The sequence below is a fragment of the Dactylosporangium sp. NPDC000244 genome (assembly GCF_040300725.1).
GTDB lineage: Bacteria > Actinomycetota > Actinomycetes > Mycobacteriales > Micromonosporaceae > Dactylosporangium.
The window spans coordinates 8,130-24,453 of sequence record NZ_JBEPEH010000052.1 but is presented as its reverse complement, the minus strand read 5'-3'; the positions used below and the strand labels follow the sequence as shown (position 1 = coordinate 24,453).

Below are 16,324 nucleotides of genomic sequence, written 5' to 3'. Positions count from 1 at the left end.
GACTCCCGCCCAGCGCGCCCCCGCCGGCCTGTTCCTGGAGGACGGTCAGGGCTGGGGCTACGGCGGCTCCGTCGACCTCGCGCGCGTCGTACGTCGCCTCCTGCCCGTGCGCGTCGTACGTCGCCCCCGGGCCGTGCGCCTCATAGCCGGCGTCCTGCCCGGCGGCGGCGGGCGTGCGACGGTCGCGCGGGTTCGGTGGGGTGGTGGCCATGTGTTGGGCGGCTGCGGGGGCGCGGCCGGGTGTGGGCGGGCGCGCGGGGGCCTAGTCGGTGGAGTGTTCGTGCGGGAAAGCGCTCTTACAGGGGGATATCGGGCGCGGAGGCGAGGGGCCCGACCGGCTCACGCTGTGATCGCGCTCACTTGATTGGGTCGGGAAGGGGTGGGGCGGCGGGCCTACCATCGCCTGAAGAGGCCGTCCGCCCGGCCCCGTCGCGGTTTCCCCCAGTGCGTGGCGGGCAGTGTCGCGCGCCCCGCAGCCGACGCCAACCGAAGCCTGGAAGTCGAGGTCCCATGACCCTCCCTCCTGACCGCCCGGTGGTGCTCATCGCCGAGGAGTTGGCTCCGTCCGCTCTCGAGGTGCTCGCCGACGACTACGAGGTTCGTCACATCGACGGTACCGACCGCCCCGCTCTGCTGGCCGAGCTCGCCGACGCCAGCGCCGTGATCGTTCGCAGCGCCACCCGCATCGACGCCGAGGCGGTCGCCGCGGCGCCTCGGCTCAAGGTCGTCGCCCGCGCCGGGGTCGGCCTGGACAACGTCGACGTGCCGGCCGCCACCGCACGCGGCGTCATGGTCGTCAACGCGCCCACGTCCAACATCGTCTCCGCGGCCGAGCAGGCCGTCGCGCTGCTGCTCGCCGTCGCGCGCAACACCGCCGCCGCGTCCGCGGCACTGAAGGCGGGGGAGTGGAAGCGCTCGAAGTACACCGGCGTGGAATTGTCCGGGAAGGTCGTCGGAGTGGTCGGGCTCGGGCGCATCGGTGTGCTCTTCGCCCAGCGCATGGCGGCGTTCGGGGTCCGGCTGGTCGCCTACGACCCGTACATCCAGCCGGCGCGCGCGGCTGGGCTCGGAGTGCGGCTGCTGGGGCTGGACGAACTCCTTCGGGAGAGTGACTTCATCTCGATCCACCTGCCCAAGACGCCGGAGACCGTCGGGCTGATCGGCGTGCGCGAGCTGTCCATCGTCAAGCCGGGCGTGCGCATCATCAACGCGGCCCGCGGCGGCCTCGTCGACGAGCAGGCCCTCGCCGACGCGATCGCCGACGGGCGGGTGGCGGGCGCGGGCATCGACGTGTACAGCAAGGAGCCGTGCCTCGCCTCGCCGCTGTTCGCCTTCGACAGCGTGGTCGCCACCCCGCACCTGGGCGCCTCCACGGTCGAGGCGCAGGACAAGGCCGGGCTCGCGGTCGCGCGCTCCGTCAAGCTGGCCCTCGACGGCGAGTTCGTGCCCGACGCGGTGAACGTCCAGGTCGGCGGCATGGTCGCGGAGGAGGTGCGCCCGCTGCTGCCGCTGGCGGAGAAGCTCGGCGCCGTGTTCACCGCGGTCGCGGGCGGCATCGCGGCGTCGGTGACCGTCGAGGTGCACGGCGAGGTGGCCAAGCACGATGTGTCGGTGCTCAAGCTGGCCGCCACGAAGGGGCTGTTCGGCAGCGTGGTGGCGGAGCAGGTGACGTACGTCAACGCCCCCCATCTGGCGGCCGACCGCGGGGTCGAGGTAGCACTCGCGGTCTTCACCGACTCATCCGACCAGCCCAACCTGGTGACCGTGCGTGGAGCCCTGCCGGACGGGCGGGTAGCCTCGGTGTCCGGTACGTATGTCGCGGGCCCGCGTGAGGCGCTGAAGCTGACCGAGATCGACGGCTTCAGTCTCGAGCTGGCTGCGGAAGGCGTGCTGCTGTTCTTCCGCTACGCCGACCGCCCCGGCGTGGTGGGCACGGTGGGGTCGATACTGGGTTCCGCGGGGGTCAACATCGGTTCGATGCAGGTCGCTCGGCGCGAGGCCGGCGGGGAGGCGCTCATGACGCTGACCGTCGACCAGGCGGTGGCGGCGGATCTGCTCGGCGAGGCCCAGCAGGCCATCGGTGCGACTGCCGCGAGCACGGCGGACTTGTCCGCCGACTAGGACTTTCCTCTGCGAGGGCGGGGAGCGTGGCGGCGCTCCCCGCCCTCATTCCTTGCGCGGCCCCGGTCGCGCGGGTGCGGGGGCGCAGCGCTCGGCAACGACCGGCCGACGCTCGGACGCGCTCGACGGCGCTCGGGTGCGGCGCGACGGTGCTCGGGGGCGATCAGACGGCGCGACGGTGCTCGGGGCGATCAGACGGTCCGCGGGGGCGTTCGGGCGCGTCAGGCAATGGCTCGGCGGCGCTCGGGTGCGGCGCGACGGTGCTCGCCGGTGCTCGGGCGCGAAAGCGCGTTCAGCGCGCGGGCGCGGCGTGCTTACGCGGTGCAGGAGTGGGTGCTGCATCCTCGTGCGGACGCGAATGGGAGAGTGGCTGCGCGCGAGCACGAGTGCGTGGCCGCCCGGACGCGAGCGGTCACCGCGGGTCGCGGCGGCCGTGACCGGCCCGGCATCACAGCACGTGTTCTCATGGAGCGGGACGCCCGTCCACGGAATAGGACAGCGGCGTACGGTTGAGCGGTCTACGAAAGGGGTCAGAGGTGGCGAAGATCGCGGTTGTGGCCGGTGACGGCATCGGCACCGAGGTAGTGGCGCAGGCGCTGAAGGTGTTGCGCGTGGTCCTGCCCGGCGTCGAGACGACCGACTACGACCTGGGCGCCGCCCGGTACAACCGCACCGGCGAGGTCCTTCCCGACAGCGTGCTCGAGGAACTGCGCGGCCACGACGCCATCCTGCTCGGCGCGGTCGGCGACCCCAGCGTCCCGCCGGGCGTGCTGGAGCGGGGCCTGCTGCTGAAGCTGCGCTTCGACTTCGACCAGTACGTCAACCTGCGCCCCTCCCGCCTCTGGCCGGGCACCACCAGCCCGCTGGCCGGGGTGAAGCCGGGCGAGATCGACCTCGTCGTGGTCCGCGAGGGCACCGAGGGCCTGTACGTCGGCGCCGGCGGCAACCTGCACCCCGACACCGCGGCCGAGGTCGCCACCGAGGAGAGCCTCAACACCCGCCACGGCGTCGAGCGCGTCATCCGCGACGCCTTCGCCCGGGCGGCCAAGCGCCCGCGGCGCAAGGTGACGCTCGTGCACAAGACCAACGTGCTGACCCACGCCGGTGGTCTGTGGGCGCGGACCTTCAACGCGGTCAAGGGTGAGTTCCCGGACATCGAGACCGAATACCAGCACGTCGACGCGGCCGCGATGTTCCTGGTCTCGAATCCGCAGCGGTACGACGTCGTCGTCACCGACAACCTGTTCGGCGACATCCTCACCGACATCGCCGCGGCGGTCACGGGCGGCATCGGCCTGGCCGCGAGCGGCTCGATCAACCCGGAGCGGGCCTTCCCGTCGATGTTCGAGCCCGTGCACGGGTCGGCTCCCGACATCGCCGGCAAGGGCGTCGCCGACCCGTCGGCCGCCGTGCTCTCGACCGCGCTGCTGCTGGACCACCTCGGCCACCCCGAGGCGGCCGCGCGCGTGACCGAGGCCGTCGGCAACGAGGTCGCGGGCCGCACCCCCGGCTCGGCCCTGTCCACCGACGCGATCGGCGACCGGCTCGCGGCAGCGGTGGCTTGATCCACCACGCGTAAGCAAGGCCGTCGGCCCGCTTGATCCACCACATGTGAGCAAGGCCGTCGGCCCGCTTGATCCACCACGTGTAAGCAAGGCCGTCGGCCACGAGGCCGGTGCCGCGATCGGCGACCGGCCAGGCCGTCGGCAACAAGGCGGGCCGGCCTGATGCACCACGGGCCACACCCGCCTTCAGAGCGTAGACCGAGGGAAAGCCCGGGCCGATCGGCCCGGGCTCAACGCCGGAATCCTCCACACCATTGGAACCTCCGCGCGCTGGCTGCGATTGAACGTCCGTTCGGGTAAGTTGGCGGCACGGCACGCGGCGTGAGCGTGCCACCGCGACCTTTTGTGGAGGCATGCATGAACGGCGGTGAAACGCTCGATTTCGAGATCCGTCCGAATCCCCAGCCCGTAGCCGCCGCGGAGCGATCCGCGCTCATGGCCAACCCGGGCTTCGGCCGGATCTTCACCGATCACATGGTCACCGTGCGCTACGCCGAGGGCAAGGGCTGGTACGACGCCCGGGTCGAGCCGCGCGGCCCGATCCCGATGGACCCGGCGAGCGCGGTGCTGCACTACGCGCAGGAGATCTTCGAGGGGCTCAAGGCGTACCGGACGGCCGACGGCGGCGTGACGATGTTCCGCCCCGACGCCAACGCGGCGCGGTTCCGTGACTCGGCCCGGCGCCTGGCGATGGCACCGGTGCCGGAGGGGCTCTTCCTGGACTCCCTCGAGGCGCTGATCCGCGCCGACCGGGACTGGGTGCCGACGGACCCGGAGGGCAGCCTCTACCTGCGGCCCTTCCAGTACGCCAGCGAGGTCTTCCTGGGCGTCAAGCCGTCCTCGGAGTACCTCTTCCTGGTCATCGCCTCGCCGGTCGGCAGCTACTTCAAGGGCGGCGTGCAGCCCGTCAGCGTGTGGGTGTCGCGGGAATACACGCGCGCGGCCCCCGGCGGCACGGGCGCGGCGAAGTGCGGCGGCAACTACGCCGCGAGCCTCGTGGCCCAGGCCGAGGCCATGGAGCACGGCTGTGACCAGGTGGTCTTCCTCGACGCGGTGGAGCAGAAATACGTCGAGGAGCTCGGCGGCATGAACGTGTTCTACGTGTTCGACGACGGCTCGATCAGCACGCCGCCGCTCACCGGCTCGATCCTGCCCGGCATCACCCGCGAGTCGGTCCTGCGCCTGGCCGCGGACCGGGGGCATGCGGTGCGCGAGGAGCTGTACTCGTATGAGCAGTGGCGCGCCGACGCCAACTCGGGCCGGCTGCGCGAGGCGTTCGCGTGCGGGACGGCGGCGGTCATCACGCCGATCGGCACGGTCCGCGACGCCGACGGGGAGTTCACGGTCGGCGAGGGCAAGGCCGGCGACGTGACGATGGCGCTGCGGGAGCAGCTCGTGTCCATCCAGCGCGGGACCGCCCCGGACCCGCACGGCTGGGTCCATCGCGTCTTGTAACGAATCGTTCACACGGCGGCGCCGGGATTCGTTCCCGGCGCCGTTTGTGCTGTTCCGGACTTTTCCGACTCGGGGGGAATCGCACCCGTTTCCGAGGCGCCCGTGGAGTGCGATCAATGCGCCATTGGTGAGCTGCGCATATATCGCCGGTCAGGGTAAATGTCGGATATGTTGGCCGGTTCGGCCGCGAAGCGGCCGACATATCCGGGTCAAAGCCCCTACGCCGACCAGCGGCCCAGATTCGAACCGCGGCCCGTCCCCGGCCGTAAGCCCCGCGGCGACGGCCGATCGTAGGCCAGCTGCAGCGCCTCCTCGGACAACTGCGCGTCCGGGCACGGCCAGAACGCCTTGCACTCGCAGAAGTTGTCGGTCCGCGGGCGGTGGGCGTCGCGCAGGGCGCGGGCCACGCGCCACAACATCGGGTCGGCGCAGCCGAGGGGCGGCTCGACCGGCGGCTCCACCGGTTCCCGCGGTACGTCGTCGATCATGTTGCGCCCCCAAAGACCCGAGACCGATTGCGCACCCGATGTGCCGATAGCAACGGTAACGGTGAATCCGCGGATGACGCAGACACGCTGTGCGCAACTTGCACGAGCGGGGGACGGCCATCAAGCCCGGAAAATGCGTACGGGTGCCGGAGCCGCCACTCCGACACCCGTACAAGAGGAAAGCTCCTAGTAGGAAGCCGCCTCTGCATCGAGGGTTACCGCCAGTGCGTGAACAACCGCGGCGACGCGCAACACCTCGTCGACCGCTTCGCGGGACACCCCTGCACCACGAAGCGATCTTTCGTGCGATTCCAGGCACACCCCGCACCCGGTGATCGCGGATACTGCCACTGACCACGCCTCGACGTCGGCGGCGCCGACCCCGGGCGTGGAGGAGACCTGGCGGCGCAGACGCGCGGGCAGGCTCTGGTACGCCTCGTCACCGATGAGGTGCTTGGCGCGGAAGTAGACGTTGTGGATGGCCATCCGCGACGCGACCGCCTTCGCGGCCTCGATCGCCTCCGGCTTGAGCCGGCCGGCCGCCTCGCCGGTGACCTCGCGGATCACCGTCGCGCTGCGGGTCGTCATCGCGCTCGCGAGCACGGCGCCCCACAGCTGCCGCTCGGTCAGCAGCTCCGTGGCGAGGATGGAGTCGAGGTTGAGCCGCAGATCGTGCGCGTAGGGCGGAACCGCCGCCTTCAGCGTCTCGATGGACATGTCACCTCACCCCCTCACCAACGGTGATCGGCGCCCCCGGACGGGGCGTCGTTCCGGACTGGCTCCAACCTTGACCGACGCTCGTTACGAGGACGTGACGAACAGGGTGAATCGTGAAGCAGATCACCCCGGATCTCAAAATTCGGAATCACGTGTCACGGAAGGCCCGTTGGTGGCAAGCTACCGAACGTGACTCGGCTCATTATTGGCCCCTAGCGCGCCCGGCAACCATCCGCCGGACGCGCAGACCTCTCGCATTTGCGGGGGGTCTTTTTGTTGGCCCCGATCCGCCGAGCCCGAAGGCCCCCTCTTCCCGCCAAAGGAGCACAACCATGCAGGTGTACGACACGACGCTGCGCGACGGGGCCCAGCGTGAGGCGATCAGCTACTCGGTCGTGGACAAACTCGCGGTTGCGCGGCTGCTCGACGAGTTCGGCGTCGGGTTCATCGAGGGCGGGTGGCCGGGGGCGATGCCGAAGGACACCGAGTTCTTCCGCAGGGCGCGCACGGAGCTCGACCTCAAGCACGCGGTGTTCGTCGCGTTCGGCGCCACCCGCAAGGCCGGCGTGCGCGTCCAGGACGACCCGCAGGTCCGGGCGCTGCTGGAGGCCGAGACCCCCGCCGTGACGCTCGTGGCCAAGTCGGACATCCGCCACGTGGAGCGCGCGCTGCGCACGACGCGCGAGGAGAACCTCGCGATGGTCCGCGACACCGTGGAGTACTTCGTCTCCGAGGGCCGGCGGGTCTTCCTCGACTGCGAGCACTTCTTCGACGGGTACCGCTTCGACCCCGACTACACCGCGTCCGTCGCCGCGGCCGCGCTCGCCGCCGGCGCCGAGGCCGCCGTCATGTGCGACACCAACGGCGGCATGGTGCCCTCCCTGATCACCCGCACGATCGCCGAGGTCAAGGACCGGCTCGCGGTCGCGCTCGGGGTCAGCGCGGAGGAGGCCGTGGCCCGGCTCGGCATCCACTGCCAGAACGACACGTCGTGCGCGGTCGCGAACACCGTCGCCGCGGTCGAGGCCGGCGTACCGCACTTCCAGTGCACCGCCAACGGCTACGGCGAGCGCCCCGGCAACGCCGACCTGTTCGCCGTCGTCGGCAACCTGCAGCTCAAGCTCGGCATGCCCGTCCTACCGGAGGGGTGCATCGAGCAGATGGTGCGCGTCTCGCACTCCATCGCAGAGATCGCCAACATCGCACCCGACACCCACCAGGCCTACGTCGGGTCGTCAGCGTTCGCTCACAAGGCGGGCCTGCACGCGAGCGCGATCAAAGTGGATCCCGTGCTCTACAACCACATCGACCCGGTCGTCGTGGGCAACGACATGCGGATCCTGGTCACCGAGATGGCCGGCCGGGCCAGCATCGAGCTCAAGGCGCGCGAGCTCGGCGTTGACCTGGCCGGCAACCCCGAGGCCCTGTCGCGGGTCACGAACCGGGTCAAGGAGCTCGAGGCCCGCGGCTGGTCCTTCGAGGCCGCCGACGCCTCGTTCGAGCTGCTCGCCCGGGCCGAGCTGGCCGAGGGGGCGCTGCCGAAACCGTTCGCGCTGGAGTCGTACCGGGTGCTGGTCGAGCACCGCGAGGACGGCGCCGTCGTGTCGGAGGCGACCGTGAAGGTCCGCGTCCGCGGCGAGCGGGTCATCGCGACCGCCGAGGGCAACGGCCCCGTCAACGCGCTCGACGAGGCGCTGCGGGTCGCGCTCACGCGGCACTACCCGGAGCTGGGCCGCTTCCAGCTCGCCGACTACAAGGTGCGCATCCTCGAGGGCAGCCACGGCACCGGCGCGGTGACCCGGGTGCTCGTGGAGACCCACGCGACCGGGGACGACTGGACCACCGTCGGCGTGCACGAGAACGTCGTCGAGGCCAGCTGGCAGGCGCTGGTCGACGCGCTGACCTACGGCCTTTCGCACGCGGTCCGCGTCTGACGGCTCTTCGCCCTTGACACCGCGGACACGGCTAGGGCGGTCCCTCCGGCCGAAGGCCCTCGGGACCGCCCTTTTGTCTGGCGGGAGCGACGGTCAGCTACTGACGCGGACCCGAGCCATGATCTATGGGCACTTGCTCTGTTTGTAGGCGGCGAGCGCGGCGGCGTCGGGCTCGAAGCGCCAGAGCCCGTTCTGGTACTTCACCGTGCTCTGCCCCGTCAGCTGGCCGGTCCCGGCGGCGGGGGTGTGCGTCCACTTGATCGTCGCCGTCGAGTCGTCCACCGGCGTCACGCCCGTGACCTGGTACTCGCCCTGCTGCCCGGTGCAGGTGGCGACCAGATCGATGTACGCGTCCTTGCCGATCGCCGACTTGGCGCTGTCCGTCCACAGGTCATAGGCACCGGCCCAGTCGCCGTCCGACAGGTTGTCGAACACCTGCTCGGCCGTCACCTGCGCCGACTGCGCGTCCTGCGGCTGCGCGGTCACCTCCACCGTCGGCCGGTCCGACGCGGGGTCCGCCTTGTCGTTCTGCTTGTCCGAGCACGCGGTCGCCGCGCCCAGGACCAGCGGGACGGCGATGGCGAGCGCGAGGCCGCGAAACGTACGTGTCACCCATCCGCTCCAACGTGGTCTTCACTCGGGCGGGGGCCCGATCCGTACGTGAAGGTACTCCCGGCCAACGAACCGCGTATAGCCGGAGGTACGCCTTCGGTACGTTCGGCCGGTATCAGCCCTTCGGCAGGATGAGTTCGGCGAAGACCGCTTTGTGGTCGCTGTCGGGAATGCGGTGAACCGACACCTTCCGAACCCCCACGCGCTTGTCCGCCACCACGTGGTCCAGCACCACGCCGGGGATGAACCAGCGCTCGTCGAAGGGCCACGACGCCGCGAACCCGGCCCCCGCGACGTCCGCGGCGTCCCGGTAGCCCTTGTCGAGCACCGCGCGGAACTTCTCGTGGTCCAGCGTCGCGTTGAAGTCGCCGATGAGCAGGTTCACCGCGCCCTCCGGCGTCGCGGCCGGCTCCTGCACGATGTCGTGCTCCCAGCACGACGCCCCGTGCGCGTCCGAGGGCGCGCACGGGTGCACCGACTCGACCCGCACGTCCGTCGCGCCCGGCACCGCCACGCCCGCCTGGGCCTGGCCGAAGTCGCTCGGGAAGTGGCGGTAGCCGAGGTCGGTCACCGGGAAGCGGCTGTAGACCGCGGAGCCGGTCACGCCCGGGCGCGGGTACGACACCGCGTTGGGCAGCATCTCGTCCAGCCCCGCGGCGTTCAGCGCGGCCTTGGCCTCCGGCGTGTACTCCTGCAGCGCCACCAGGTCCACGTGCAGGTCGCGCACCAGGGCGACGATCGTGCCCGCGTCCGCGCCGCCCATGAGCATGTTGACGCTCAGCACCCGCAGCCCCGGCCCGTCCTGCGGTCCCGGGTCGCTGTCGGCGATCCAGCGCGGCAGCACGCAGGCCGCGAGCGCGACGGTCGCGACGGCGGTGATGACGGCCGGCCAGACCCGCTTCGTCAGCAGCGCGACGACGAGCGGCACGAGCGACGCGGCCGCGACGTAGGGCGTGAAGGCGACGAGCTGGACGGCCGGGAAGCCGCTGTCGAGCCCGAGGAGGCGCAGCGCCGCCCACGCCAGGAACGGCGCCGCCAGCAGCCACACCACGACGCTCCACCACCGGCTGCGCCGCTTGACCGGCTTCTCGGGCAGCAACGGCAGGGTGTCCTGCGTGGTGGCCATTCCACCAGGGTAGGGCAGCGACGCAAGCGCCAGACACGCCCGGATGCGGCCGGATGGCACTAGGCTCGGCAACCGTGCACCCGGTGATCATGCGGATCGGCCCGGTGGCGATCCTGTCCCACGACGTGTTCGTGGGGCTCGGCGTCGGGATCGCCGCCCTCGTGCTGCTCTGGGAGATCCGCCGGCGCCGGGCCGAGGACGAGCGCCTCTGGTACGTGCTGGCCGGCGCCCTCGTCGGCGGGGCGATCCTCGCGCGGCTGGGCACCTGGGCGCAGCACCTCGACCCGCGCGACAACGCCTCGTTGCTGGAGCAGTGGGCGTACGGCAACCGCAGCATCCTCTCCGGGCTCCTCGGCGCCTACCTGGGCGCCCTGCTCGGCAAGCGGATCGGCGGGTACCCGCACAAGACGGGCAACCTGTTCGCCCCCGCCGTCGCCGCCGGCATGGCGGTCGGCCGGATCGGCTGCCTGCTGGCCGAGTCGCCGGGCACCCCGACGCGCCTGCCCTGGGGCATCCGGCTCGACGAGGCGCACGCCGCGGCCATGCACGTGCCCGCCGGCGTGCCGCTGCACCCCTCGTTCGTCTACGAGATCCTGTTCCACCTGGCCGCGTTCGCCGCCATCGTCGCCCTGCGCGAGCGGGTCACCGCGCCCGGGCGGATGTTCACGTACTACCTCGCCGCGTACGCCGCGTTCCGCTTCGGCGTCGAGTTCGTGCGCGGCAACGAGGTCGTGTGGGCGGGCCTGACCCGCTCGCAGCTGTTCCTGCTCGCCCTGCTGCCCCTGACGCTGGGGCGCTTCGTCTGGTCCCACAAGCGCGTGGAGGCAACATGAGCGGTCCGGAGCGCAGCGGAGGGGCCGCTCATCGGAAATCCAGGGCCGGCGGCTCATGGCGCCGGAGCGAAGCGGAGGCGTCATGAGCTTCACCGTCCCGCCCCCGCCGCCCATGCCGGGGCCCGACCGCCCGATCCGGCCCGGGCGCGTGTTCGCCGGCATCGGCATCGTCTTCGGCGCGCAGCTCGTCGCCGTGCTGCTCGGCATCGGCGCGGTCGCGCTGGGCAGCAACAGCTCCGACCCGAACAACGGCCTGCTCGGCGTGTGGCTCGAGGTCGCGCTGCAGGTCGCGCTGTTCGCCGCCTGCCTCACGTTCGGCATCATCTGGATCGTGCGCAAGGACCGCGGCATCGGCCTGGGCCTGCTCATCGGATGGGGCGCCAGCGTCCTGCTCTGCCCCGTCGTCGGCATCGGCGTCTGCCTCGCCGTCCTCAACCAAGGACAACTATGACCTCCTCCGGAATGCCACTGCGCGGCGACCGCATCCACCGCTACGTCAACGCGTTCTGCCCCTCCTGCGCGGCCGAGCAGCCGGATCGTCCGCTGGAGACCGTCCAGCGCCTCTCGGGCTGGCTCGCGGAGCGCGACGGGCGGATCTGGCTCGAGCGCGGCTGCCCCTCGCACGGGCTGGTGCGCACCCTCTACGACGAGGAGCCGGAGATCCTGCGGTACCTCGAGCGCTGGACCGCCCCCACGAAGACCCACGTGCCCGACCTGGCCGGCAACTTCGCCCCGGTCCCGTCGGCCTACCTCGCCGGGCTGCCGGAGATGCAGACCCAGCACACCTGCATCCTGCTCGCCGACCTCACCGACAGCTGCAACCTGCGCTGCCCGACCTGCTTCACCGACTCCTCGCCGGCCATCGAGGGCGCCGTGCCGCTCGCCGACGTGCTCGCCAGCGTCGACACGAAGCTGTCGCGGGAGAACGGCCGCATCGACGTGCTCATGCTCTCCGGCGGCGAGCCGACCCTCTACCCGTGGCTCGCCGAGCTGCTCGACGAGGTCGGCCGGCGCAACGTCGTGCGGGTCCTCGTCAACTCCAACGGCGTGCGGATCGCCCGCGACGACGCGCTGCTGGACCTGCTCACCAAGCACCGTGAGCGGGTCGAGGTCTACCTGCAGTACGACGGCGTGTCCGAGCGCGCCGCCCGCCACCACCGCGGCGCCGACCTGCGCCGGCTCAAGGACCAGGCCGTGGAGCGCCTCTCCGCGCGCGGCATCTTCACCACGCTCACCATGACCTGCGCGCTCGGCGTGAACGACGACGAGATCGGCGCGGTCGTGAAGCGGGCGCTGGACACCCCGTACGTCGGCGGCGTCTCCCTGCAGCCGCAGTTCGGCTCCGGCCGCTCGGGCCCGATCGACCCGATGGACCGGCTCACCCACACCGGCGTCCTCGCGCGGCTCGGCCCGCAGACCGGCGACCTGGTCACCTGGCGCGACCTCACGGCGCTGCCCTGCTCGCACCCGCACTGCTGCTCGGTCGGGTACATGCTGCGCGACGACGCGGGCCAGTGGCAGTCGATGACCAAGCTCATCGGCCACGACCGGCTGCTGGAGTTCCTCGACCTCGCGCCCGACCTCGTCGCCAACCGCATCGCCGACGTCCAGCTCCCCGCGGCCCTGCGCGGCGCGGTCAAGGACTCGCTGCTCGGGCTGCTCTCGGAGCAGTCGTCGCTGTCCCACCCGGACGTGGGCGACCTGTGGCGCGACATCTGCGAGAACTGCGACCTGGGCATCTCGACGCTCACGACGCTCGTCTCCGCGTCGCTGCCGGGCGGGCGGCAGCGGCTGCGCAAGATGCTGGGGGAGCGGGTCAAGCGCATCACCGTGAAGCCCTTCATGGACATGCACACGATGATCGAGGAGCGGCTGCTGCAGTGCTGCGTGCACGTCGCGACCCGCCGCCCCGGCGAGTCCGGGCCGCAGGACCAGTGCGCGCCGTTCTGCGCCGTGCAGGCCTGGCCCGCGCTGTCCGCCCAGCGCCTGCCGCGCGCGGCCGCGCGATGACGGAGAAGCCCTACGATCCGCTGCGGCTGTGTGTGTACGCCACGATCGCGGCCCTGGCCTGGCTGCTCGGGCCGATCGCGGTGGTGGGGTTCGCGCTGCTCGGGTTCGCCGGGTACGTGCGCGCCCGCCGCCGCGGCCTCACGCGGTCCAAGTGCGTCCTGCGCGACACCCGCCTAGTCCTGGCCTACCTCGGCGTCCTGGCGCTGGCCGGCTTCGCGGCGATCGGCTGGCGGGTGTACCACCTCCTCGCCTGACCGTCGACGCAGGTCTACGGTTGGCGTCTGTGAGTGATCTCCCGCCCGCCCAGGTGCCCGGCTGGTTGCGCCGCACCGAGGCGGAGCAGCGCTGGCCCGCCGCGCTCGTCATCGCGATCGCCATCGTCATCCACCTCGTGCTGCCCGCCGACCTCGCGCCGCGCCCGCGCTGGCTGCTGCCCGGCCTCGAGGGCGCCGCGCTGCTCGCGATCGTCGTCGTCAACCCGCTGCGCATCAACCGCGAGACCCGCATCCTGCGCCCCCTCGCGCTCGGCCTCGTCGCGCTGCTGACCGTCGTCACCGCCTGGTCGGTGTGGCTGCTCGTCCGGGCGCTGTTCGAGAAGAACCAGAGCGAGCTGCCGCCCGCCCACCTGCTGCTGTGGGGCGCCGCGATCTGGCTCACCAACGTGATCGTGTTCGCCCTGTGGTTCTGGGAGATCGACCGCGGCGGCCCGGCCGCCCGCGCGGACGCGGACACCCCGCACCCCGACCTGCTGTTCACCCCGATGCAGGTGCCGCAGCTCGCGCCCCACGACTGGGAGCCCGGCTTCTTCGACTACCTGTACCTCGCCTTCACCAACGCGACCGCGTTCAGCCCGACGGACACGCTGCCGATGACCGTCCGGGCCAAGCTGCTGATGCTGGCCGAGTCCGTGGTCTCCCTGGTCACGGTCCTGCTGGTGGTGGCCCGGGCCGTGAACGTCATCGGCGGCTGAGGGATGCCGCCGCCGTACATCCACGAGCACCTCACCTGCGTGGCCGCCCCCGCCACGTGGCTGTCGCCGCCCTCGGGCACCCTCTCCACCGGCGCCGACGGCCTCTACGTGGAGGACCGCCGCGTCCTGTCGCACTGGCGCGTGACGGTCGACGGCGCCGAGCCGGCGACGGCGGACGCGCACCGGACGGGTGCCGCGTCGGCGCGATTCTCCGCGGTACTGGCCGATCCCGCCCTGTCCCTGCGGCGCGACCGCCTGGCGGAGCCGACGGGCGGAACGGAGACCATCACGCTGGCCAACACCGCTTCGGAGCCGCGCACGGTCACGGTCACGGTGCATGCCGCGACCGATTTCGCACCGCTGGGTGTGGTCCGCGCGGGCCGCTTTGCACCGCTGGGCCGCGTCCGCGCGGGCCGCTTTGCACCGCTGGGCCGCGTCCGCGCGGGTCGCGCCGCTGCCGCGACCGGTTTCGCATCGCCGGGCCTCGTCCGCGCGGGCCGCGCCGGCGAGGCGACCGGGACTGTGTCGCCCGAGCTCGAGTGGCGTTCGGCCGACGGCATGTCGGTCCGGATCGAGGCCACCCCGCCGGCGACCGTGACGACCGCGGGCGCGGAGGCGACGCTGCAGTGGCGGGCGGTCGTGCCCCCGAGCGCCACCTGGTCCGCCGAACTGCGCGTGACCCGCACCGACATCCCGCCGATCGCCCGCCCCAAGCGGTTCAGCACCCTGCGCGTGGCCGCCGAGGACCGCCGCCTGGACGCGCTCGTCCGCACCGGCGTGCAGGACCTGGACGCCCTGCGCCGCACCGAGGGCGCGGACGCGTACTACGCCGCCGGCAGCCCCTGGTTCCTGACCCTCTTCGGCCGGGACGCCCTGTGGTCCGCCCGGCTCGCCCTCCCGCTCGGCCACGACGTCGCCGCCGGCACCCTGCGCGCCCTGGCGGACCGCCAGGGCACCGGACACGACCCGGCGACGGAGGAGGAACCGGGCCGCATCCTGCACGAGCTGCGCCGCGCCGACAGCGCCCCGAGCTTCCCCCCGACCTACTACGGGACGGTCGACGCGACCCCGCTGTTCGTGAGCACCCTCGCGGAGGCCTACCGCTGGGGCATGCCCGCCGCGGCGGTCCGCGCCCTGGTGCCGAACGTCCGCCGCGCCCTGGCCTGGCTACGCAGCCACGACGGCTTCATCACCCACACGACCGGCGGCCCCGGCCTGTCCAACCAGGGCTGGAAGGACTCGGCGGAGGCCATCCAGCACGCGGACGGCCGCGAGGCGCGGGGGCCGATCGCCTTGAGCGAGGTCCAGGCCTACGCGTACCGGGCGGCCCTGGACGGGGCCTGGCTCCTGGAGCAGCTCTCGGGCGGCGCGCCTTCCCGCCCGGCGCTTTCCGGGCTCTCTGAGCCTTCTGGGCTCGCCGGGCTCTCCGGGCTCTCCGGGCTTTCTGGGCTCTCCGGGCTCTCTGGGTCCGCCGGACTCCCTGGGCTTTCTGGGCTCTCCGGCGCGGGCCCGGCGGAGGCTCCTTCGGGGCTGGCGAGCCTGAATGCGTGGCTCGCGGAGGGGGCCGGTGGGGGTTCGGACCCGGCGCGCCCGGCCGCATCGGACGCGGACGCGGGCCGCTCGGACGCGGGTGGCTCGGACGCGGGTGGCTCCGGGGCCGAGTCCGCGGCGGACGAGGCGAAGCGGTGGCGAGCCTGGGCGGACGACCTCGGCGCCCGCTTCCGGGCGGCGTTCTGGTGCCCCGGCGGATACCCGGCGATCGCCCTCGACGGCGACGGCCACCCGATCGACCTGGTGGCGTCGAACATGGGCCATCTGCTGGGTACCGGGCTGCTGACGCCGGGGGAGAGCGCCACCGTGGCCGGGCACCTGGCCGGGCTGCGCTCGCCGTTCGGGATTCGCACGGTGTCGCCGGTGTCGGCCGGGTACGACTCCCTCGCCTATCATCTCGGCTCCGTCTGGCCCCACGACAACGTGATCGCCCTGCTCGGCCTCGTGCGCGACGGCCACCGCGCGGAGGCGTCGGCGGTGATCACGGCCCTGCTGGCCGCGGCGGAGCGGTTCGAGTACCGGCTGCCGGAGCTGTACGGCGGCGACGACCGGCCCACGCCCTACCCGTTCGCCTGCCGCCCCCAGGCCTGGGCCGCCGCGGTCGCACCCGCGATCCTGACCGCCCTGCTGGGCCTGGACGTCGACGTACCCGCGGGCCGCATCACGTTCGCCCCGCTCGCCCCGTCCCCGGTCGGCGCGTACCGCGTCCGCGGCCTGAAAATCGCCGACGGCGAACTGGACGTGAGCGTCACGGCCGCGGGCGAGCTGACGGTCCACAATGGACCGCTCGGCGTGACGTTCCACAACGCCGACGGCAGCCCGGCCCGGATCGCCCGCCCGACCTAGCGCCTCCGCGCCTCCGCGCCTCCGCGCCTCCGCGCCTCCGCGCCTCCGCGCCTCCGCGCCTCCGCGCCTCCGCGCCTCCGCGCCTCCGCGCCTCCG

14 protein-coding genes are annotated in these 16,324 nt (G+C 72.5%); 10 read left to right on the top strand and 4 right to left on the bottom strand.

Features of this window, described 5'->3' with window-relative positions:
* Nucleotides 1-510: 510 nt before the first annotated feature.
* The 3 genes from serA (at nucleotide 511) to ABT369_RS49680 (ending at nucleotide 5,141) form a co-directional block, all read left to right on the top strand.
* Nucleotides 511-2,121 (top strand): phosphoglycerate dehydrogenase, encoded by a 1,611-nt coding sequence (gene serA / locus ABT369_RS49690; protein WP_350624245.1) that lies wholly within the window; start codon nucleotides 511-513, stop codon nucleotides 2,119-2,121.
* Between the two features lie 536 nt (nucleotides 2,122-2,657).
* On the top strand, nucleotides 2,658-3,686 hold the full coding sequence (locus ABT369_RS49685) for a 3-isopropylmalate dehydrogenase (RefSeq protein ID WP_350624243.1): 1,029 nt from the start codon (nucleotides 2,658-2,660) through the stop codon (nucleotides 3,684-3,686).
* Between the two features lie 357 nt (nucleotides 3,687-4,043).
* On the top strand, nucleotides 4,044-5,141 hold the full coding sequence (locus ABT369_RS49680) for a branched-chain amino acid aminotransferase (protein WP_350624241.1): 1,098 nt from the start codon (nucleotides 4,044-4,046) through the stop codon (nucleotides 5,139-5,141).
* A 218-nt stretch (nucleotides 5,142-5,359) separates the two neighbouring features.
* Here ABT369_RS49680 and ABT369_RS49675 read toward each other — a convergent pair whose 3' ends face one another.
* A complete protein-coding gene (locus ABT369_RS49675) occupies nucleotides 5,360-5,629 on the bottom strand; it encodes a hypothetical protein (protein WP_350624239.1) in 270 nt (89 codons plus the stop codon).
* Nucleotides 5,630-5,815: 186 nt separating this feature from the next.
* Nucleotides 5,816-6,346, bottom strand: a complete 531-nt coding sequence (gene ahpD, locus ABT369_RS49670; protein ID WP_350624237.1) for an alkylhydroperoxidase, AhpD family — start codon at nucleotides 6,344-6,346, stop codon at nucleotides 5,816-5,818.
* 332 nt (nucleotides 6,347-6,678) lie between these two features.
* Between ahpD and cimA the strand changes: the two genes are divergently transcribed.
* Nucleotides 6,679-8,280: a citramalate synthase gene (cimA, locus tag ABT369_RS49665; RefSeq protein ID WP_350624235.1), complete on the top strand. Its 1,602-nt coding sequence runs from the start codon at nucleotides 6,679-6,681 to the stop codon at nucleotides 8,278-8,280.
* A gap of 123 nt (nucleotides 8,281-8,403) precedes the next feature.
* Here the strand turns inward: cimA and ABT369_RS49660 are convergent, their stop codons facing one another.
* Complete coding sequence (locus ABT369_RS49660) at nucleotides 8,404-8,892, bottom strand: hypothetical protein (RefSeq protein WP_350624233.1); 489 nt, start codon at nucleotides 8,890-8,892, stop codon at nucleotides 8,404-8,406.
* A 115-nt stretch (nucleotides 8,893-9,007) separates the two neighbouring features.
* Complete coding sequence (locus ABT369_RS49655; RefSeq protein WP_350624231.1) at nucleotides 9,008-10,018, bottom strand: endonuclease/exonuclease/phosphatase family protein; 1,011 nt, start codon at nucleotides 10,016-10,018, stop codon at nucleotides 9,008-9,010.
* 74 nt (nucleotides 10,019-10,092) lie between these two features.
* Between ABT369_RS49655 and ABT369_RS49650 the strand changes: the two genes are divergently transcribed.
* From ABT369_RS49650 to ABT369_RS49625, 6 genes are all read left to right on the top strand, one after another.
* A complete protein-coding gene (locus ABT369_RS49650) occupies nucleotides 10,093-10,851 on the top strand; it encodes a prolipoprotein diacylglyceryl transferase (RefSeq protein WP_350624229.1) in 759 nt (252 codons plus the stop codon).
* Between the two features lie 82 nt (nucleotides 10,852-10,933).
* Nucleotides 10,934-11,302 carry a hypothetical protein gene (locus ABT369_RS49645; protein ID WP_350624227.1) on the top strand — a complete coding sequence of 123 codons (369 nt, stop codon included), beginning with the start codon at nucleotides 10,934-10,936 and terminating at the stop codon, nucleotides 11,300-11,302.
* Nucleotides 11,299-12,861, top strand: a complete 1,563-nt coding sequence (locus ABT369_RS49640; RefSeq protein ID WP_350624225.1) for a radical SAM protein — start codon at nucleotides 11,299-11,301, stop codon at nucleotides 12,859-12,861. The genes ABT369_RS49645 and ABT369_RS49640 overlap by 4 nt, the downstream gene beginning before the upstream one ends.
* Nucleotides 12,858-13,115, top strand: a complete 258-nt coding sequence (locus ABT369_RS49635) for a hypothetical protein (RefSeq protein WP_350624223.1) — start codon at nucleotides 12,858-12,860, stop codon at nucleotides 13,113-13,115. Before ABT369_RS49640 ends, ABT369_RS49635 begins: the two co-directional genes overlap by 4 nt.
* Nucleotides 13,116-13,144: 29 nt before the next feature.
* Nucleotides 13,145-13,831 carry a hypothetical protein gene (locus ABT369_RS49630; protein WP_350624221.1) on the top strand — a complete coding sequence of 229 codons (687 nt, stop codon included), beginning with the start codon at nucleotides 13,145-13,147 and terminating at the stop codon, nucleotides 13,829-13,831.
* A 3-nt stretch (nucleotides 13,832-13,834) separates the two neighbouring features.
* On the top strand, nucleotides 13,835-16,228 hold the full coding sequence (locus ABT369_RS49625; RefSeq protein ID WP_350624219.1) for a glycogen debranching N-terminal domain-containing protein: 2,394 nt from the start codon (nucleotides 13,835-13,837) through the stop codon (nucleotides 16,226-16,228).
* Nucleotides 16,229-16,324 lie beyond the last annotated feature (96 nt).